The sequence below is a fragment of the Herbaspirillum seropedicae genome, from assembly GCF_001040945.1.
Lineage (GTDB): Bacteria > Pseudomonadota > Gammaproteobacteria > Burkholderiales > Burkholderiaceae_D > Herbaspirillum > Herbaspirillum seropedicae.
Window position 1 is genome coordinate 5,004,082 of sequence record NZ_CP011930.1, and the last position, 18,724, is coordinate 5,022,805.

Consider the following 18,724-nt stretch of genomic DNA (forward strand, 5'->3'; position numbering starts at 1 on the left):
ACCTCAAGAATCCTTGCCGCTCACGATGAACAAGATCGAACGTTTCAACACCAATGCCCGCATGAGCCAGCTGGTCATCGCCAATGGTTTTGCCTTTGTTTCCGGCCAGGTGCCGGACCATGCCGGCGCGCCCATTGCCCAGCAGGCCGCCGAGGTGCTGGCCAAGATCGACGCACAGCTGCAGGCCCAGGGCATCGGGCGTGAGCGGATCGTGTCGGCCAATGTCTGGCTCTCGAGTCCCGAGCACTTCGCTGCCTTCAATGCAGTGTGGGAAGCCTGGCTGCCCGCCGGCCATGCACCCACCCGCGCCTGCGTCCAGGCGCTGCTGATGCTGCCGGGGCTGGATGTGGAAGTGGCCGTCGTGGCGGCCGTCTAAGTCAACATCGGGAGCTAGCACATGAGTGACCAGGCGCGCGTCGACTACCTCATCATCGGCGCTGGCATTGCCGGCGCCTCCATCGCCTACTGGCTGGCCCGGCATGGCAGCGTGCTGCTGGTGGAGCGCGAATCGCAGCCGGGCTATCACAGCACCGGCCGCTCGGCCGCGCTCTACATGGAGAGCTATGGTCCGCCGCAGGTGCGGGCGCTGACCTGCGCCAGCCGCGCCTTCTTCGATCATCCCCCCGAGGGTTTCGCCGAACATCCGCTGCTCACCCCGCGCGGGGCGCTGTTCTTTGCCAACTCGGCGCAGCGCGCGCAACTGGATGAGCATGAAGCCCTGGTGCGCTCGGTCTCGGACAAGGTGCAGCGCCTGGATGCACAGCAGACCCGCGCGATGGTGCCAGTGCTGCGCGATGAAGACCTGATCGGCGCGGTCTACGAAGAGGATGCCAGCGATATCGACGTGCATGCCCTGCATCAGGGTTTCCTGCGCGGCGCACGTGCGGCTGGCGCACGCGTGCTGTGCCATGCAGAAGTGCAAGCCATCACACGCGACGAGGACAGCCAGACCTGGCGGGTACACACCAGCCAGGGCGAATTGCTGGGCGGCGTGATCGTCAACGCCGCCGGTGCGTGGGCCGACGAGATCGGCCGCTTGGCGGGCGCGGCACCGATCGGGCTGCAACCCAAGCGCCGCTCGGCGTTCACGTTTGCAGCACCGGCTGGCAGCGAGCACTGGCCGATGTTCATGCCGGTCGATGAGTCCTTCTACATCAAGCCCGACGCCGGGTTGCTGCTGGGGTCGCCGGCCAACGCCGATCCGGTGCCGCCGCAGGATGTGCAGGCGGAGGAACTGGACATCGCCATTGCCATCGACCACATCCAGAACGCCACCACACTGGAGATCCGCCGCCCGGCGCATGTCTGGGCGGGCTTGCGTTCCTTCGTGGCCGACGGGAGTTTCGTGGGCGGGTATGACCGCGAATTGCCGGGATTCTTCTGGGCCGCCGGCCAGGGTGGTTATGGCATCCAGTCTGCGCCTGCCGCTGGTGAGACGTATGCGGCGCTGGTGCGCGGCGAACCGGTGCCGGCGCATATTGCGCGGTTTGGGGTGGAGGCTGGGGCGTTGAGCCCGGGACGCACAGACGTCAGTTGACCTGCTCGACGCGGTCGGCGACAAATTGACTCTTGAGCACGTGGCCTCAATCGCACCGGCCGCCTCGGGGAGCGACTGGCGCCCGAACCCGTTGAGGAAAGGATCGGCGCGCAGATCTGCACACGGACCTCTCCACGTAGCGGCCGACGCATGGAAAAACCAGCGGGGCGATACTCATCCACACGTCCACATCCGCAGCAGATTATGATAGGTGGCGGACAGGCCCACCACGGCGGCATCATCAGCCGCCAGGCGGCTGCGCAAGGACATGAGCTGGCAGTCCATATCAAACAGCAGTTGTCGGCGCTCCCCTTCCCTGACCATGCTTTCGGTCCAGAAGAAGCTGGCATAGCGTATCCCGGTACGCACCGGTTCGACGCGGTGGATGGTGGTGGCCGGGTAGAGCAGCATGTCGCCAGCCGGCAGCTTGATGTGGCGATCTTCCCAGTGGTCAGCGACCACCAACTCCCCGCCCTCGTATTCTTCCGGCTCGCTCAAGAACAAGGTGCAGGACACGTCGGTTCTCACCCGGCGCCCGTCGGGCATGAAGCGCATGGCCACGTCCACATGGTCGCCCAGGTGATCGCCGCCCGCACCATAGCGATTGAACATGGGCGTGACGATCTGGCGCGGCAAGGCCGCCGAGAAAAACAAGGTATTGCGCCGCAGGGCCGCCAGCACCATCTGCTGCAAGGGGACAGCGCTGGCCGACTGCTCGGGCAACTGGCGGTTCTGCTTGAGTGTATCTGGCAGGCTGCCCGAGGTGACGCGTCCGTCTATCCATTGCGCCTGTTCCAGCAACGCCCGCGCGCGGGTCACTTCATCGGTGCTCAATACCTGTTTCAGATGCAGCATCATTGGCCAGCCTCCTGCCAGACAGTCTCATCGGCCAACGCACGCAAGGTGACGTCACTGGAGCGTTGCAGCCAAGCTCGTACGTTGTGGCGGAACGCCGGCGTCGCGGTATCGGGAATGCGCCGCAACCACTCCAGTGCAAGCGCCCGCTGACCCCGCGCCAATAGCAGCCGGGAGTAATTGAACTGGCCGCGAAAATCGCCGCCCAGCGCTGCCTGGCGGTAGAGAGCGAAGGCTCGTTCGAGATCCGTCGCGACTTCCCAGCCTTCCTCGAAGAAGCGGCCCAGCACATTGATGGACTTGGCGTGACCCATGTCCGCTGCGCGCCGGTACCAGGACAGCGCAGTAGCACGATCCACGTCGACGCCAGCGCCGCTCATCATCAAGTTGGCCAGGTTGTACATGCCCCAGTCCAGCCCCCGCGAGGCTGCCAACCGATACCAATACACCGCCATCGTCGTGTCGCGCTGCCGGCCCCATCCATGCTCGCAACAGCGCCCCATGAGATTGATGGCATGCAGGTCGTCGGCCTGGGCGGCCAGTTCCAGCCAGTGCACGGCCTCGCCGGCATCGGCCGCGCAGCCCTCGCCGAAGAGCAGACGTTGGCCCAGGATAGCCTGGGCGCGCGGCACGCTTTGCGAGGCCGCCGCCCGCAACCAGGCGATCGCCTCGGGTGAGTGCGCGGCCACGATGGCGGCCAGCCGAGCGGGCTCCACCTGCGCCAGCTGGCGCACGCTGACGGTGTGCGACATGGCCAGCATCAGAAGCTGATGTCAGCGCTGAGGGTATAGGTGCGCCCCGCCCCCGGCACGCCGTAGAGCTGGAAGCCGTCCAGCGAAGAGCCGATACGCGACCAGTAGAACTTGTTGAACAGGTTATCGACATTGAAATTGAGCGCCAGACGGCGGTCCACACGCCAGCGTGCGGCCAGGCTATGCAGCCAGTAGGCGGGGGCCTTCTCCTGGTCGAGCACATACACCGGACGGGTTCCGGAGGGGCCGGACACGGTACTGCTGGAGTTGTTCAGGCCGCCGACATACTTGTTGTCGCTGTAGCGGCGCTTGCCGACGTACTGCGCACCGTAGCTGAAGAACAGGCCTGGCTTGGCTTCGTAGGAAGTCCACAGGTTGAGCGTCCAGTCAGGCACGTTCTTGGCTTCGCTGCCGGCATTGGCGCCCTTGGTCTGCTTGCTCTTCAGGCGCGTGAGGCCGCCAAAGACCGACCATGCATCGGTCAGGTTACCCTGCACTCCCAGCTCGACGCCATCGACCCGCTTGGCCGGCAAGGCGCGCACGGGGGAGGTCTCGTCATCGCCGTATTCCCACGAGTCGGTCACCTCGGTGCGGAACACCGCGCCGGTCAACGCCAGGCGCTTGTTCAGGACATCCCACTTGCCGCCCAGCTCACGCGTCTTGGCCACGGCCGGTGAATAGGCCGAAGCACTGGCGCTGCCGTAGATGGCGTTATTGGTCGTCGCCCCCAGAGCGGAGGGCTGTGCCGCGCGCGCATAGGTGAGGTACAGGCTGGCGTTCTCCAGGGGCTTGTACACCAGTCCCAGCCGCCCGCTCAACGCGCCGGCGCTGCTGCTGGCGGTGGTCGCGCCCCGGGTCGAGGTGACCGCCTTCCAACGGTCATACCGCAGCGCCGTGAGGAATTGCCACTGCGGGGAAAACTTCATGGTGTCGGCCACGTACAGTCCCGCATTGGTCACGCGCGACTCCAGGCCTGCACCACCTTTCAAGGTGGCCACCGATGCGGAGGAAACGGTCGGATTGCTCATGTCGAACCCTAACGCGCCACTGGGTGTTGCCACCGTGCGCGGCAGGTCGCCATAAGTTTCCCGATACAGATCCACACCGGTGGACAGCTCGTGCCGGATCGCGCCGGTATCGAACTTCAAGGAGAGGTCGCTCTGGTTGTCGAGGATGGTGTAGCGCTTGGATGTACCAAAGTCATTGCCGCGCAAGACGCCGTAGCGGTTGGCGGTATTGGTGAAGTCGCTGTAGGACAGGATGCCGCTGGCCGCGGTGAGCGAACCGCTGCCCGCATAGCCGAGCGAAGTGCCCAACGATGCGCCGGCGGAATTGGCTGCATTGAAGCGCGCCGGCGACAGGACCGATAGATTGTCCGCGCGTTCCCAGCGCGTCTGGTTGCGGATCTTCACGGCATCGCTGAAGTCATGCTCCACTCGCGCCGTCAGCGCATCGGTCGTGGTCTGCTGTGTGTAGGTAGTAGAACCGTACCAGGCATTGCGGCTGACGTAAGGCATCACGCTGCCGCCAGTGCCGCGCTGTATCGGCAAACCGGTGTCGGGGATGTTGTCGTCATCCTGATGAAAGACGTCGAAGAATATCCGCGTGCGCGTCCCCAATCCGAGTCCCAGCGAGGCGGCGATGCCCTGGCGGTCGTACTTCACCACGTCGCGCTCGGCAACGTGGTTCTGCTGCTTCATCAGATTGAGGCGCAGCGCGCTGGTGGCGTCGAGCTGGTGGTTAAGATCAGCTGTGAAGCGCGTGTAGCCGGCGCTGCCCACGCCAAAGGAAGTGTTATAGAAGTCATCCAGGCGCGCTTCCTTGCTGACCAGGTTGACCGAGCCGCCAATGGCCGAGACACCGGACTCGATCGAACCGGTTCCCTTGAACACTTCCACCTGCTCCAGATTGAAGGTGTCATTGCGACTGGACATGCCGGCATCGCGCACACCGTCTACCGTCAGGCTCTGCTCCGAGGAAAAACCCCGGATGGTGAACATGTCGCCCCAACCCAGGTTGCCCTCGCCGGAGGTGAAGGTGATGCCCGGTACATTCTTCAGGATGTCCTGGAGATTCTGCGCGTTCTGCTGAGTCAGCACTTCCTTGGGCACTACCGTGATGCTTTGCGGCAGGTCCAGCAGCGGTTGGGTGAACTTGGGCGAGGATACTGCCTGCGCCTTGTATTCGGGCGCTTCGCGCGGTGCGGTCACGACCACTTCCTTGAGTCCCGATTTGTCTTCAGGCGGCGCTACTGCCATGTCTTCGGCCTGCGCCGGCGCGGCCGAAGCCAATGCGCCAAAGCTCAGGCCGACCGCGGCGGAGAGCTTGCCGTAAATGGAAAACAGCGTTTCGATATCCAGCGCACCGTGACGCGCGCGCGTTTCATGCTGACTGCCTTGCTTCATGTTTCAGTATTCCCCGATAGGAAAAGCCGCCGCACGCAGTGACGATCACGGCGCGAAGGCAGCTCAAGTTATAATGATTCTCATTTGTATAAAGAATATATATCGGGCAACGCAGCGCCAATGTGTTGAAAGCCGAAGCAAATGTAATGCAATGTAATGGCGCGCACTTACGTTGCCTGGCATTACAAATACGTGCCGGTTGCCGGGAGACGGACCGGGAAAATGGCAACATGCAAGAACTCATGCTCATGGGAAAACAAGATCACGTGTTGATCGTCGACGACGATCCCGACATCCGCCATCTGCTGGCCGATTACCTTGAGGCCGCCAGCTACCGCCCCTTCACCGCCGCCGGCGGACAGGAGATGTGGCGCATCCTGGGCAGCGAACGCATTGACATCATCATCCTCGATCTCATGATGCCCGGCGAAGACGGCCTGGAGCTGTGCCGCGAGCTGCGCAAGAAGCGCAATACGCCGCTGGTCATGCTCACTGCGCGCGGCACCCTGATCGACCGCATCGTCGGTCTGGAAGTGGGCGCGGATGACTACCTGCCCAAGCCCTTCGACCCGCGCGAACTGCTGGCGCGTATCAAGGTGATCCTGCGCCGCGCGCGCAGCTTCCCCGAAAAGCTGGAGGCCGATCGGGTGTCCCACATCCACTTTGCCGGATGGAAACTGGATACCCAGGCGCGCCAGGCCATTTCGCCGTCCGGCGTGACCATCACCCTGGGCGGCTCCGATTACCAGGTCCTGCGCGCCCTGCTGGAACATCCCCGGCGGGCGCTGTCGCGCGACTTCCTGCTCAACACGGTGTACGGCAAGGAAGCCATGCCCTTTGATCGCTCCATCGATGTGTGCATCAGCCGGCTGCGCCAGCAGCTCGGGGACAATCCGCGCGAGCCTGCGCTGATCCGCACGGTACGCAACACCGGCTATATGCTGATGGCCGACGTGCTCTACGACACATGAACCATGCCACACGCCGCCCCCGCGCCTGGCGGCCCTGGCCGCAAACCCTGTCAGGCCGGCTGGCCCTGATCCTGGTGGCGGGAATGCTGGCAGCGCAGATGCTGACCGGCACCATCTGGTACGACATGCGCTATGGCACCGCCATGGAAATGCCGACCCGACTGGCAGCGGCGCACCTGGCCGATGCCGTGCTGATTCTCGATGATGCTCCGGCGACCCAGCGCCAGGCACTGGCGCACTCATTGACGCGGGCGCAGTTCGTGCTATCCCTGCCGGACGTGGTCGACCGCGCCGACCTGGCTGTGCCTGGGCTGGCTCCAGCGTCATCGCCAACAACCCACGCCGACCAGGGTGTAGTCGATCTGTTTGGCACAGTGCTGCAACAGCATGCCGGGCCGCGCCCGTGGAAGATGCTTCAGTTGGGGCTGGACGACCAGCATGCCAACGCTGAGAGTTCCTGGTGGACGCTGCTGCGAGATGAATTCCCCCATGGCCGTTTTCGCGTACTGGTGACGCTCAAGGACGGGAGCTGGCTGCAAGCCGACATCGAGGAAGGCCAGGCTGGCATGAGCACCGCCCCGCATAGCGCCGCGTTCGATTACTTCATGCGCATCTATGCCCTGCGCATCTTTGCCGTGGTGTTGATCGCGTGGATGGCCGTGCGGCTTGCCATGAAACCCTTGCAGGTGATGGCCGAGGCGGCCGAGAAGCTGGGCGGCAACATCCGCAGCGCGCCGCTGGCCACTGACGGCCCGCTGGAAGTAAGCACCGCCGCCCAAGCCTTCAATGCCATGCAACGCCGCATCATCGACAATATTGCCGAACGCACGCGCTTTCTCGCAGCGGTATCGCACGACCTGCGCTCACCGATCACGCGCATGAAACTGCGAACGGAAATGCTGCCCGACGAACGGGGCAAGGAAAAATTCCGCAAGGACCTGGACGAAATGGATGCCCTGATCTCGGCCACCCTGAACGTGGTGCAAGACATCGATGTCCAGGAGCGCCCGCAATTGATTGACCTGGACAGCCTGCTCGAAAGCCTGCGCACCGACCAGGCCGAGGTCGGCGGGGAGGTCACGCTCAGCGGTCACGCCGCTCCGTTGCAAGGCTATCCACGTAGTCTGAGACGCTGTCTGCAGAACCTGGTCGAAAACGCCGTGCGCTATGGGCAGCGCGCCCGTGTACAACTACAGGATGATGCCGATCAGGTGTGCATCCGTGTCGACGACGACGGCCCCGGCATCCCGGAAGCCTTGCTGGAAAGGGTGCAGGAACCCTTCTATCGCCTGGAGCGTTCACGCAATGCGGGCACGGGTGGATTCGGCCTGGGCCTGTCGATCGCCGCCACGGTAGTGCAAGCCCACCGTGGCGTGATGAAACTGGTCAATCGACCAGGTGGAGGCCTGCGCGTGGAGATTCTTATTCCACGCTGAGCAAGCCATCGATCTGCACCTGCCCATACCCCTGTGAACAGAACTCGATTCGTCCGTCGACCCCATAGGCCTGCGCCAGGGTGGCTGGAGTGATCACCTCCCGCGCTGCTCCGGCGCACAATAAACGGCCCTGGTGCAACAGCAAGGCGCGGTCCACGTGGCGGAAGGCGGTATTGAGATCATGCAGCACCACCAGCGTCACCAGGCCGTGCAGGCGGGTTTCCTGCCGCAGCAGATCCATCACCAGATACTGGTAGTTCAGGTCCAGGGCAGAGAGCGGTTCATCCAGCAACAGCACACGGGGACGCCGCACCAGCGCCTGGGCCAGCGCCGCCAGCTGACGCTGGCCACCGGATAGTTCATCCAGGTGACGTTGTGCCAGATGGCCAATACCAAGATGCTGCAGCAGCGCTTGCACACGCTCCAGCTCCTGCGTATCCGGGCGCGTACGCTGCAGCGCCTGGGCCGCTACCAGCACCGATTCAAACACGGAAAGATGCACCGGCCGCGGCAGCGACTGCGGCATATAGACCACGTGCTGCGCCCGCGCAGCGGCATCCGCCTGCGCCAGTTCGGTCGGACCTAGGCGTACGCTACCCGCCTGCGCCCGCGTGAGCCCGCCGAGCGTACGCAGCAGCGTGGACTTGCCGCTGCCATTGGGGCCCAGCAAGGCGGTCACCGAGCCAGCCGTCAACTCCGGCAGATCCAGTCCCTGGATAACGCTGTGGCGGCCGTAGGCAACCTTCAGGCCAGCCACGCACAGTGATGCGGTATTCATGGCTGTGGCTGGCCGCTCTTGGACGGCGCATTCGGGGGAAACAACAGATTCTTCATGAAGCCCATCGCTCAGGGTGATATTCATTCGCGCCGCAGGCGGCGCAGCACGATGATGAGAAACAGCGGGATACCGACCAGCGACGTAACGATGCCCACCGGAATGAGCACGCCCGGCAGCAGCGTCTTGGAGGCCACCGACGCCAACGAGATGATCAGCCCGCCGGCCATGGCGCTGCCCGGCAGGTAGTAGCGATGGTCCTCACCCAGCAGCAGGCGCGCGATGTGCGGCGCGACCAGGCCGACGAAACCGATGGTGCCGACAAAGGACACCGACAGCGCTGCCAGCACGCTGATGCGCAAGAGGCTGAGCATGCGCAGGCGCGGCATGTCGATGCCGAAGCTGGCGGCACGTTCTTCACCTAAGCGCAGCGCCGTGAGCTTCCAGGCGTCGCGCAGCGAGAAGGGCGCCACCAGCGCAAACGCCAGCCCCAGGATCGCCACCGTGGTCCAGCTGGCGCGCGCCAAGCTCCCCATCGTCCAGAAAACGATCCCCTGCAGGGCCTCTTCGCTGGCTACGAATTGCAGCAGCATGATCAGCGCCTGAAAGGAATAGACCAAGGCGATGCCGAACAGGATCACACCCAATGTGGAGCCGCCACGCCAGCGCGCCACCCGCTCCAGCACCAGCACCGAAGCGAGTGCGGCGGCGCAGGCGCATGCCGAGACGGTCATGCCGGCAGGCAGCGCCGGGAAACGCCAGTTGAAAGTGATCGCCAGCGCGGCTCCGAAAGCTGCTGCGGCTGAAATGCCGAGGGTATAGGGGCTGGCCAGCGGATTGTCCAGCACCGTCTGCATCTCCCCGCCGCCCAAGCCTAGGCACATGCCGACCAGCAACGCCATCACCGCAGTGGGCAGGCGGAATTCCCAGACCACCACCCGCAGTCCGGCCGGCGCAGCATCGGCGTGCAACAGCGTGGCCAACAGGTCCTGCACGGCAATACCGGCCGGACCTGTCGCGATATCCAGCACCACCGCCCCGATGATCAGCACCAGCAACGCGACCGTGAAGAGCAGGCGGCGGCGCATGCTACGCCGGTAGGCGCGCACCGGATCGACCTGGGTGGCGTCAGCCTGTGCCCGCCCGGCCTTGGCTATCTCGAGACTGGCGAGGCTCATTTGGCAGGCGCCGTCCAGTAGGTCCCCTGGCCATCCACGCTCAGGAAGCGCCGATACAGCTCGGCCTGCGTCGCTTCCGGATGGAGGGCCGCAGCGCGCTGGGGATAGAACCATTTAGCCAGGGCCTCCACCGCCAACACGTTATAGGGCGAATTGTAGAAGGCATGCCAGATGCCGAAGGCGCGCTGCGATTTCACGGCCTCCAGTTCGCGGATGCCGGGGCGCGCCAGCAATGCCGACAAGCTCGATGCCGACAGCGCCGCAGTCGCGCCCGGCCCGATGAGCAGCCCGTCGCGGCCCGGCTCGGAGCGGCTGCCGGTGGCGATATAGATGTCCGGCTGATGCGATAGCAGATACTCCATGCTGACATCGCCCAGCGCGCCCGGCACCAGGCCCGCTACGATGTTCACGCCCCCTGCCGCCTGCACCATGTCGCCATAGCTGCCGTTGCCCGTGGTATGGCAGCAGGCCGGCCAGACGCCTGCCAGCATCTCGACGAAGACGCGCGGACGCTCAGCCTGCGGGACCGGCGCTACGATCTGTCGCACCTGTTCCAGATGCGACTGGTAGAACTCGATGTATTGCTCGGCTTCCTTTTCGCGGCCTAGTGCCTGGCCCAGCAGCTTCATGCTCGGCACCGTATGCAGCAGAGGCTTGTCGCGGAAGTCGATGAAGATGACCGGAATGCCCGCCTCATGCAACGCCCGCAACATGGGGGTGTTGCGGGTAGGACCATGGCCGGTCAGGCCGAAGATGGCCAGATCGGGCCGCAGCGAGACAATCTTCTCGGGACTGACGCTGGCCTCGGAACTCTTGCCGATCAGCGGCACCTGGCCAGCTTGCGGAAAACGCTTGAGCAACTGGCCCCAGGCATACGGATCCTGGGCCTTCAGTTCGCCTTGCCAACCGATGATGCGCTGGATGGGGTTCTCCCGATCTAGCAAGGCCATGGCGAAGACGAAGCGCCCTTCACCCAGCAACACACGTTGCGGATGATCGGGCAGCTCGACCTGGCGGCCAGCCAGGTCGGTCACCACGCGGGCCGAGGCATGCGCACACAACAACAGGGCTGACACTATCGCCAGCCCGGAAACAAAACGCCTGAAAGTCACAATGCTCCCTCGCAGATTCTTCGAAGCGACTCATTTCCTCAATAGAAATGAGTCGCATTTGGAGCAGCAACTATAGGCCGGTCATGCCGTCTCAATATTTCACTGGCGCTCTAAAAAGTAATGAAATGTACGGTAACAACGATTACTCAACTTTCTATTACATTTCAGCGCAGCGGAAGTTACGGCCGGGCATCCAGAGAACAGGCAAGACCCATGGTGAGGAATTGATATCGCGCAAGGTATCTATCGTCCAACACCTGCATACTGTTTCCCAGCAGAATACGTTGCTGTTTTTGCAATTTTGTATCGAGCCTGGCACTTGGTTGATAGAGAAGACCGGCTCGCGCCTTGCACCTGCATTGAAGGTGGACGCCCATTTATGCCACAGTGAATTGGAAGCATAAGGCTGCCAAACGGCGGACTTATCCTTCCGTTTTGACGTTGAGTCGGACGACGACGTGATGGAGTGGGACGGGATGAAATGGCGCGGCTGGCGGGGATCGAACCCACGACCCTTGGCTTCGGAGGCCAATACTCTATCCACTGAGCTACAGCCGCGCTGATGGGGCGAACCCCGAGAAGGCCTGAAGGATACCGTCTTTCCATCGGCACGTCCATGGCACTGGCGGTTTTTCCGTGTCAAACGGAAAGCATTGTGACTATAATCAAGAGTTCGGCGAGAGAGCGCAATGAAAGCCCTGCCTGATCCTAGTTCCACGCAATGCCAGGCGATACAAAGGGAAGCGACGTTTTCCGCCCCAATTTCGAGGAACCATTACGGAGGGACGCCAATGAGGTCAGCTCAGCATGAACACGAGTCAGCAATCAAGACTCCCAAACAATTGATCGCAGCCGTGGTCGCAGGTTTTATGGTCCCCATCGTGTGCATCGTGCTGCTGGTGCAGTACGTGACCAATGGCCCCAAGACCGGCGCCGGTTCCGACAGCCAGACCCCTGACATGATCGCCGCGCGCATCAAGCCGGTCTCCGACGACGGCTTCACCTTCCGCGACGCCAACGGTCCCAAGCAACTGCTCTCCGGCGAAGAAGTCTACAAGACCACCTGCGCCGCCTGCCATAGCGCCGGCGTGGCCGGTGCGCCCAAGGTGGGCGATGCCGCTTCCTGGCAAGCCCGCATCGCCCAGGGCTACGACACCCTGGTCTCGCATGCCATCAACGGCCTGCGCGCCATGCCGGCCAAGGGCGGCAACCCCGACCTGGATGACGTGGAAATCCAGCGTACCGTCGTCTACATGGCCAACCAGTCCGGCGCCAAGTTCAAGGAACCCGAGGTGAAAGCACCGGCTGCCGCACCCGCCGAGGGCGCAGCCCCCGCCGCTGACGCCGCCGCAGCCAAGTAATTCGTACCCGGCCAATCCGGCCGGCCCATGAAAAAGCCCCGATGGCGTCGCCTCGGGGCTTTTTCATTGCTCGTTGCTAGCGCTCCCGCGCCGTATCACTGCCTCAGTAACGTTGGGGCGGAGGCGGCGGTGGGTAGTTGCCGGGGGCGTAGCCAGCCGGAGCCTGCTGCGGTGCTGCAGCCTGCTGCTCGGCCACGAAGATTTCCACGCGGCGGTTGCGGGCGCGGTTGGCGTCCGAGGTATTGGCCACCAGCGGCTCATGCGATCCGCGTCCCTGGATGCTGAAGCGATTGGCCGCCACGCCGCGCGAGCTCAGGTAGTCGCGGGTACGGCTGGCGCGTTGCAGCGAGAGCGGGTCGTTGATGGCGTCGCTGCCGGTGTTGTCGGTGTGGCCCACGATGGTGACCGTGGTGGCCGGGTTCTCGACCAGCGTGGCGGCAAAGCGGTCCAGCACCGGGCGCATCTCGGGCTTGATGTCGGCACGACCGGTGTCGAAGGAGATGTCGCTGGGGATTTCCAGCTTCAGGCGATTGTCTGCGGTCTGCGAGACCTGCACGCCAGTGCCTTGGGTGGCCTCTTCCATGGCGCGCTTCTGGTTTTCCATGCGATTGGACCAGATGTTGCCCGCCACCGCGCCGATCGCGCCGCCGATGGCCGCACCGCCCAGGGCGCGTCCGCCGCCCCCGCCGCCAGTGGCGGCGCCAATGATGCCGCCCAGGCCTGCACCAATGCCCGCGCCGGTCGCGGTGCCGCGCTGGGTGGGGCTCATATCGGCGCAGCCCGACAGGGCCAGTACGCCGGCAATGGCTGCAATGGAAAGTTTCTTCATGTCACGTCCTTTCTGCCTTCTCATGTTGTTGTCCAGGCCCTGGGCCGGTGTTCTTCAGAGCGACTTGCGGCGAATATGTTCCTGATGGGCTTGTCCAAATGACAAAGGCATCCGGAAAACGGATGCCTTTGTGTCTATCCTGCCCGCCACGCCATGGCCTTACGGTTCAGGCGGTCCTTCCAGCGGCAGCTGCTCTTGCTCCGCCGCTGCGCCGCGCTGGCTGAAGTAATAGGCCAGCCCGCCCACCATGGCCACTACGCCGCCCAGCATCAGGGGCTTGCGCAGCCAGCGTCGCGACAGCAGGGAAGCGCCCGTCATCAGCAAGGGCGTCACTGTCTGCAGGTTCAGGTTGCCCAGACCGCCCGCGGTGAGGGACTTGATGGATTGCACCGTCCTGCCGCCGCCGAAGAGGGAAACGGCAAAATGGCCCACGCGGCTCAGCGCACCCTTGGCCAGCGATTCGGCGCTGAGGTTCTCGCGCACGACTTCACGCGCCTCCATCACGCCCAGCCGGTACAGCGCGCCCTGCGCCAATACCTTGCGCTTGCGCTCCTCGTGGGTCATGCCGTGATCCTGGTCTGTTGTCTGCATGGCTATCCTCGAAAAATACGCTTACAGCAAGGCATCACGGTCCTTGCGCAGCTCGGCCATGGTCTGCGGCAGCGACAGCTTGCCCTGCAACAGCACCGAACGCGCATACCAGACTAGGCCGACCGTGGCCACGGTAAACACCATGCCCAGGAGAGCCAGGATCTTCCAGCCCCAGGTATCCCAGGCGAGCATGACGATCAATACCGACCAGAAGGCGATGGCGAACCACAGCCCCACTGCCGCCAAGACGAAGATGACGGCGAAACGCACCAGGTTGGCGCCGATCTCCGACATCTCCAGAGAGGCCAGCTCAATACGGCTGATGATCAGGCCGAGCAGGTTCTTGGCCAGGCCCAGCAGGCCTGCCGTCAGCCCGGGATGGGCGGCCGGGGCGGGTGCGCCCTGGCCTTCCTTGTGGGGATTGGGCATCGCTGCAGCGCTTACTTGCTACGACCGATGACCAGGCCCACCAGCAGGCCCAGGCCGGCCGAGATGGCCACCGCGCGCCACGGATTCTCGTGCACGTAGTCATCGGTCTTGGCGGCGACTTCCTTGCCCTTCTCGATGGCGGCGGCCTGGGCGCTCTGGGCGGCTTCGGCAGCGGCTTCCAGCAGGGTCAGGCCGCGTGCGCGCAGCTCGTCGGCCTTTTCACCGGTCGCGGCAGCCGCCTCGGCGAACAGGGCCTGGGCGTCCTTGACCAGCGTCTTCATGTCGTTGCGGACGGTCTTCAGTGCGGGGGATTGAGGCATTCAAATTCTCCTTTTTAGCCGGTTCAGGGAAAAGACAGGCAGTGCTGTCAGTGCAGGCTGTCCACAGATGCTGCAATGCGGACATGAATGATTCTACCTAGGCTGCAGCACTGCGGATAGCTGCCTGCAGCTGGCTTGCGCCAGCGCAAACCAGTTCGATGGCGCATGCAGGCATTAGTTTCAGGCAATTTTCCGCGCGATGGCCGGCGGCTTGCCGCCCCTCAGAAGCGGGTCTCGCGCGCCGCCCGCAGGAAACTGTCGAGCACTGGCGTGCAATCGAGCAGTTCGGGACTGCCGGCGCGGTGGAATTCCGGGTGCCATTGCAAGCCCATCACGAAGGGCGCCTTGCGGTAGCGGATCGCTTCGACGATCTGGTCGGGACCGGATACCGCCTCCACCGACAGGTCGCGGCCCAGGTCGCGCACGGCCTGGTGGTGGATGGAGTTGACCACGGCGTTCTCGGCCTTGAGCAGATTGGCCAGCGACGAGCCCTGCGGGAAATGCAGGGTGTGGTAATTGCTGTCGTATTGCTCGTTGACGTGGGGGATGGCGGTGGGAACGTCGGTGGCGATGTCCTGGTAGAGCGTGCCGCCGAAGGCCACGTTGATCAGCTGGCAACCGCGGCAGATGCCCAGCACCGGCTTGCCCGCCTCGATGAACTCATGCAGCAGCTCCAGTTCGTACATGTCGCGCACGCGGTCGCCACTCCATTCGGGACGGGTCGCCGACTGCGCATAGCTCTGCGGCGAGACGTCCGCGCCGCCCTGCAGGACCAGTCCGTCCAGATGCTTGGCGTAGTCGCGCAAGCGGATGTTGCTGGGGTGGACCAGGCCGTTGGTATTGACGGTGGGGATCATGAAGACCAGCACGTCGCGCGACATGACCCACTGGGCGATCGATTCTTCCAGGTATTGCAGGGTCTTGCTGCGCAGCCCCTTGGCGCCCGCCTCGGGGTGGAAGATGCGGGCCGACACGCCGATCTTGAGCGTACGCTGCATGACACGGCGACCCGCCTTGTCCGACAGTTGCCGCAAGCGCGCCGTCAGGAAGCGCCAGGTCTGCGCCCACGGCGCATCGCCGGCGTGATGCGGCGGCGGCACGGCCGAGTAGGGACTGTGGGCAGACTGCTGAGCCTGCTGGGCCTGGCCGGCCGGCGCAGATTCGGGACTGGGCTGGGCTGGCGGGACGGCTGGCGGGGCCGCCGCTGCGACCGGAGCCGGAGCGGCAGGAGCGGCAGCAGCCGGCGCAGGAGTCTGCGAGGCGGCCGGTGTGCCAGAGGCGTCGGCGGAGACAGGCTGGGCCGGGGTGGAGGGTCGGTCGGGCGGCAGGTTGGCTTCGGAGTCTTGGATGTCGGACATGGCTGCAATCAGGGGTCAATAGGGGGCACTGCGGCGAGCGTCATCCTCAGCCGCGCAAGGCTGCGGCGGAGAATCCGGGGAGTGGCTGAGTATAAGCGCATTGCCGGGCTTTGGACACCTGCGCGCGGGCAGGCGCTTTCCGGCAAAACGCCGTGACGCCGTAGCAAGCAGTTTCGTACAAGCCGGGCGCGTGCTTTCGTGGCAAACTCCTTGCGCTCACCAGAGCAGACAACACCAAGCCCGCCCATGTTCCGGCCAATTTTGCAGCTCGTTTCTCCCTTGCCCGATTCCCCATGCCCAAGGCCCTCATCCTCTACGCCCATCCCACCGCCGAGCTGTCGCGCACCAATCGCCTGCTGCTCGATGCGGCCGCGCGCCTGCCGGAAGTGCAGATCCATGACCTCTACGAACACTACCCCGACTTCCACATCGACGTGGAACACGAACAGCAATTGCTGGGTACGGTCGAGCTGATCGTGATGCAGCATCCCATCCACTGGTACAGCATGCCGGCCCTGCAGAAGCAGTGGCTGGACAGCGTGCTCACCCGCGGCTGGGCCTTTGGCCACGGCGGCCATGCGCTGCACGGCAAGCGCTTCTGGCTGGTGGCCACCACCGGCGGAGAGGAAGCCGCCTACCGCCCCCAGGGCCGCCACGGCCATCGCTTCGCCGACTTCCTGCCGCCCTATCAGCAAACTGCCGCGCTGTGCGGCATGCAATGGCAGGAACCGCTCATCCTGCATGGCGCACACCATATCCCGCCGGAACAATTCCAGCGCCATCTGCAGCATTATCTGGCGGGCCTGCAAGCATGAGCCCGCGCCCGCTCCACCCCTTCTTGCCTTTGCCCTTGCCCTTCTTCACGCCCACGACTGGAACTGCCCATGGATGAACAACTGCTCATCGCCCTCGTCTATCTGCTCGCGGCGGTGGCCGCCGTGCCTATCGCCAAGCGCCTGGGGCTGGGCGCCGTGCTGGGCTATCTGCTGGCCGGCATCGTCATCGGTCCGTGGGGACTGGGGCTGATCACGGAGGTCAAGCATATCCTTGAATTCTCGGAGTTCGGGGTGGTGCTGCTGCTCTTCCTGATCGGCCTGGAACTGGACCCCAAGCGGCTCTGGGCCTTGCGCCGTTCCATTTTCGGCTGGGGCAGCATCCAGGTCGCGGCGGTCTCGCTGGCCTTGCTGGCGGCGGCGCTGGCCGCTAGCGTGCCCTGGCGCATCGGCCTGATCGGCGCACTGGGGATGTCGCTCTCATCGACCGCCATCGCCCTGGCGACCCTGGGCGAGCGCAAGCTCACGGCCACGCCGGCCGGTTCCGCGGCCTTTTCCATCCTGCTGTTCCAGGACATCGCCGCCATCCCCATGATGGCCGCCGTACCACTGCTGGGCGTGGCGGCCAGCCAGGGCAGCGGACAGGGCTGGCTGCACGCGGGCCAGGTGGCGCTGGTGATTGCACTGCTGATCTTCGGCGGGCGCGTGCTGATGCGCCCCATCCTGCGCATCATCGCCAAGACCGACATGCGCGAGATCTTCACCGCCTTCGCGCTGCTGCTGGTCATTGCCACCTGCCTGCTGATGCAATCGGTGGGCATGTCGATGGCGCTGGGGACCTTCCTGGCCGGCGTGCTACTGGCCGATTCCGAATATCGCCACGCACTGGAAAGCGATCTCGAACCCTTCAAGGGCCTGCTGCTGGGCCTGTTCTTCATTGCCGTGGGCATGTCGGTGGATTTCGGCGTCTTCTTCGCCCAGCCCTGGCGCATCCTCGGCATGGTCCTGGGTTTCCTGGCCATCAAGACCTGCGTGATGTGGGCGCTGGGACGCTGCTTCGGCATCCCGCGCGGGCAGCAATTGTTCTTTGCCTTCCTGCTCTCGCAAGGCGGGGAGTTCGCCTTCATCGTCTTCGGCGCAGCAGTCACGGCCAAGGTGCTCACGCCCGAGACCTCGTCGCTACTGGTGGTGGTCGTGGCGCTGTCGATGCTGGTCACGCCGCTGCTGTTGCTGGTGCATGACCGTCTGCTGGTGCGCTGGATGGAAGGCGGCAAGCGCCGCCCCGAGGACAAGATCGATCCCCAGGACCATGCGGTCATCATCGCCGGCTTTGGCCGCTTCGGCCAGATCATCGGGCGGCTGCTGGCGGCCAATGGGATCGGCGCGACCGTGCTGGACCATGATCCGGACCAGATCGATTTCCTGCGCAAGTTCGGCTTCAAGGTCTTCTATGGCGACGCCACCCGCATCGACCTGTTGCGCACCGCCGGGGCGGACAAGGCGCGCGTGCTGGTGATCGCCATCGACGATGCGCAGGCAGCGCTGGAGATGGTGGACAAGGTGCGCGAGGAATTCCCGCACCTGCAGATCGCCGCCCGCGCCCGCAATGTCACCCACTACTACGACCTGATGGATCGCGGCGTCACGGTGCTGGAGCGCGAGACCTTCGAGAGCGCCCTGCACATGGGCCGCCAGGTGTTGCAGCAGCTGGACTTCGGCGCCTATCGCGCGCGCGAGGCGGCCATGAAGTTCCGCGCCCATAACCTCAAGACCCTGGAAGCGCTCTACCCGCATTACAAGAACCAGGCGCAGATGGTGTCCATGGCCGTGCAGGCGCGCGAGGAACTGGAAGCCATGTTCGCCGGCGATCGCCAGGCCATGGAGCGCGAGCACAGCCATGACCAGTGGCGCGGCGAGCCGCCGCCGCAATAAAAAAGGGCCGGAGACGCTTGCGCGCATCCGGCCAAATCCCTCACTGCTTACTGCTTACCACTTACTACGAGGCTACTGCTCACTACTTGCTACTCACTGCTTACTGCTTA

19 protein-coding genes and 1 tRNA gene are annotated in these 18,724 nt (G+C 64.3%); 8 read left to right on the forward strand and 12 right to left on the reverse strand.

Annotated features, from left to right (window positions below; genetic code table 11):
* Window positions 1-25: 25 nt before the first annotated feature.
* Together ACP92_RS21825 and ACP92_RS21830 are read left to right on the forward strand one after the other, a co-directional pair.
* Window positions 26-376: a RidA family protein gene (locus ACP92_RS21825; RefSeq protein WP_013236297.1), complete on the forward strand. Its 351-nt coding sequence runs from the start codon at window positions 26-28 to the stop codon at window positions 374-376.
* A 21-nt stretch (window positions 377-397) separates the two neighbouring features.
* Window positions 398-1,537 (forward strand): NAD(P)/FAD-dependent oxidoreductase, encoded by a 1,140-nt coding sequence (locus ACP92_RS21830; protein WP_013236298.1) that lies wholly within the window; start codon window positions 398-400, stop codon window positions 1,535-1,537.
* A 174-nt stretch (window positions 1,538-1,711) separates the two neighbouring features.
* Here ACP92_RS21830 and ACP92_RS21835 read toward each other — a convergent pair whose 3' ends face one another.
* The 3 genes from ACP92_RS21835 to ACP92_RS21845 are packed head-to-tail and all read right to left on the reverse strand — an operon-like array spanning window position 1,712 to window position 5,549.
* Window positions 1,712-2,395, reverse strand: coding sequence for a Fe2+-dependent dioxygenase (locus ACP92_RS21835; RefSeq protein WP_013236299.1), 684 nt, complete (start codon window positions 2,393-2,395; stop codon window positions 1,712-1,714).
* Window positions 2,392-3,144 (reverse strand): tetratricopeptide repeat protein, encoded by a 753-nt coding sequence (locus ACP92_RS21840; RefSeq protein ID WP_041312338.1) that lies wholly within the window; start codon window positions 3,142-3,144, stop codon window positions 2,392-2,394. The genes ACP92_RS21835 and ACP92_RS21840 overlap by 4 nt, the downstream gene beginning before the upstream one ends.
* Before the next feature lie 8 nt (window positions 3,145-3,152).
* Entirely contained in the window at window positions 3,153-5,549 is a 2,397-nt protein-coding gene (locus ACP92_RS21845) for a TonB-dependent receptor (RefSeq protein WP_013236301.1), read from the reverse strand.
* A gap of 248 nt (window positions 5,550-5,797) precedes the next feature.
* Here ACP92_RS21845 and ACP92_RS21850 point away from each other — a divergent pair, with 248 nt between their 5' ends.
* Together ACP92_RS21850 and ACP92_RS21855 are read left to right on the forward strand one after the other, a co-directional pair.
* Entirely contained in the window at window positions 5,798-6,520 is a 723-nt protein-coding gene (locus tag ACP92_RS21850; protein WP_013236302.1) for a response regulator, read from the forward strand.
* Complete coding sequence (locus tag ACP92_RS21855) at window positions 6,517-7,956, forward strand: ATP-binding protein (RefSeq protein ID WP_013236303.1); 1,440 nt, start codon at window positions 6,517-6,519, stop codon at window positions 7,954-7,956. Before ACP92_RS21850 ends, ACP92_RS21855 begins: the two co-directional genes overlap by 4 nt.
* Here ACP92_RS21855 and ACP92_RS21860 read toward each other — a convergent pair.
* The 3 genes from ACP92_RS21860 to ACP92_RS21870 form a co-directional block, all read right to left on the reverse strand.
* Window positions 7,943-8,734 carry an ABC transporter ATP-binding protein gene (locus tag ACP92_RS21860; protein WP_013236304.1) on the reverse strand — a complete coding sequence of 264 codons (792 nt, stop codon included), beginning with the start codon at window positions 8,732-8,734 and terminating at the stop codon, window positions 7,943-7,945. The genes ACP92_RS21855 and ACP92_RS21860 overlap by 14 nt on opposite strands.
* Window positions 8,735-8,814: 80 nt before the next feature.
* Window positions 8,815-9,909 (reverse strand): FecCD family ABC transporter permease, encoded by a 1,095-nt coding sequence (locus ACP92_RS21865; RefSeq protein ID WP_013236305.1) that lies wholly within the window; start codon window positions 9,907-9,909, stop codon window positions 8,815-8,817.
* Window positions 9,906-10,985: an ABC transporter substrate-binding protein gene (locus ACP92_RS21870; RefSeq protein WP_232284879.1), complete on the reverse strand. Its 1,080-nt coding sequence runs from the start codon at window positions 10,983-10,985 to the stop codon at window positions 9,906-9,908. The genes ACP92_RS21865 and ACP92_RS21870 overlap by 4 nt, the downstream gene beginning before the upstream one ends.
* Before the next feature lie 161 nt (window positions 10,986-11,146).
* Between ACP92_RS21870 and ACP92_RS24995 the strand changes: the two genes are divergently transcribed.
* Complete coding sequence (locus ACP92_RS24995; RefSeq protein ID WP_156181820.1) at window positions 11,147-11,425, forward strand: hypothetical protein; 279 nt, start codon at window positions 11,147-11,149, stop codon at window positions 11,423-11,425.
* 78 nt (window positions 11,426-11,503) lie between these two features.
* Here ACP92_RS24995 and ACP92_RS21880 read toward each other — a convergent pair.
* Window positions 11,504-11,579, reverse strand: a tRNA-Arg gene (locus ACP92_RS21880).
* A 233-nt stretch (window positions 11,580-11,812) separates the two neighbouring features.
* On the opposite strand from ACP92_RS21880, the gene ACP92_RS21885 reads away from it, so the two are divergent.
* Window positions 11,813-12,382, forward strand: a complete 570-nt coding sequence (locus ACP92_RS21885; RefSeq protein WP_013236307.1) for a c-type cytochrome — start codon at window positions 11,813-11,815, stop codon at window positions 12,380-12,382.
* 103 nt (window positions 12,383-12,485) lie between these two features.
* On the opposite strand, the gene ACP92_RS21890 is transcribed toward ACP92_RS21885, so the two are convergent.
* The 5 genes from ACP92_RS21890 to ACP92_RS21910 all read right to left on the reverse strand — a co-directional run bounded on the left by ACP92_RS21890 (window position 12,486) and on the right by ACP92_RS21910 (window position 15,909).
* Window positions 12,486-13,211, reverse strand: coding sequence for a YiaD family glycine zipper/OmpA-like lipoprotein (locus ACP92_RS21890; RefSeq protein WP_013236308.1), 726 nt, complete (start codon window positions 13,209-13,211; stop codon window positions 12,486-12,488).
* 159 nt (window positions 13,212-13,370) lie between these two features.
* On the reverse strand, window positions 13,371-13,802 hold the full coding sequence (locus ACP92_RS21895; protein ID WP_013236309.1) for a hypothetical protein: 432 nt from the start codon (window positions 13,800-13,802) through the stop codon (window positions 13,371-13,373).
* A gap of 21 nt (window positions 13,803-13,823) precedes the next feature.
* On the reverse strand, window positions 13,824-14,231 hold the full coding sequence (locus ACP92_RS21900) for a phage holin family protein (protein WP_013236310.1): 408 nt from the start codon (window positions 14,229-14,231) through the stop codon (window positions 13,824-13,826).
* An 11-nt stretch (window positions 14,232-14,242) separates the two neighbouring features.
* Complete coding sequence (locus tag ACP92_RS21905) at window positions 14,243-14,551, reverse strand: ElaB/YgaM/YqjD family protein (protein ID WP_013236311.1); 309 nt, start codon at window positions 14,549-14,551, stop codon at window positions 14,243-14,245.
* Between the two features lie 221 nt (window positions 14,552-14,772).
* Window positions 14,773-15,909: a gamma-glutamyl-gamma-aminobutyrate hydrolase gene (locus ACP92_RS21910; protein WP_013236312.1), complete on the reverse strand. Its 1,137-nt coding sequence runs from the start codon at window positions 15,907-15,909 to the stop codon at window positions 14,773-14,775.
* 293 nt (window positions 15,910-16,202) lie between these two features.
* On the opposite strand from ACP92_RS21910, the gene kefF reads away from it, so the two are divergent.
* Both kefF and kefC read left to right on the forward strand, forming a co-directional pair.
* Window positions 16,203-16,724 (forward strand): glutathione-regulated potassium-efflux system oxidoreductase KefF, encoded by a 522-nt coding sequence (gene kefF / locus ACP92_RS21915; RefSeq protein WP_013236313.1) that lies wholly within the window; start codon window positions 16,203-16,205, stop codon window positions 16,722-16,724.
* 69 nt (window positions 16,725-16,793) lie between these two features.
* On the forward strand, window positions 16,794-18,614 hold the full coding sequence (kefC, locus tag ACP92_RS21920; RefSeq protein ID WP_013236314.1) for a glutathione-regulated potassium-efflux system protein KefC: 1,821 nt from the start codon (window positions 16,794-16,796) through the stop codon (window positions 18,612-18,614).
* Window positions 18,615-18,724: the final 110 nt, after the last annotated feature.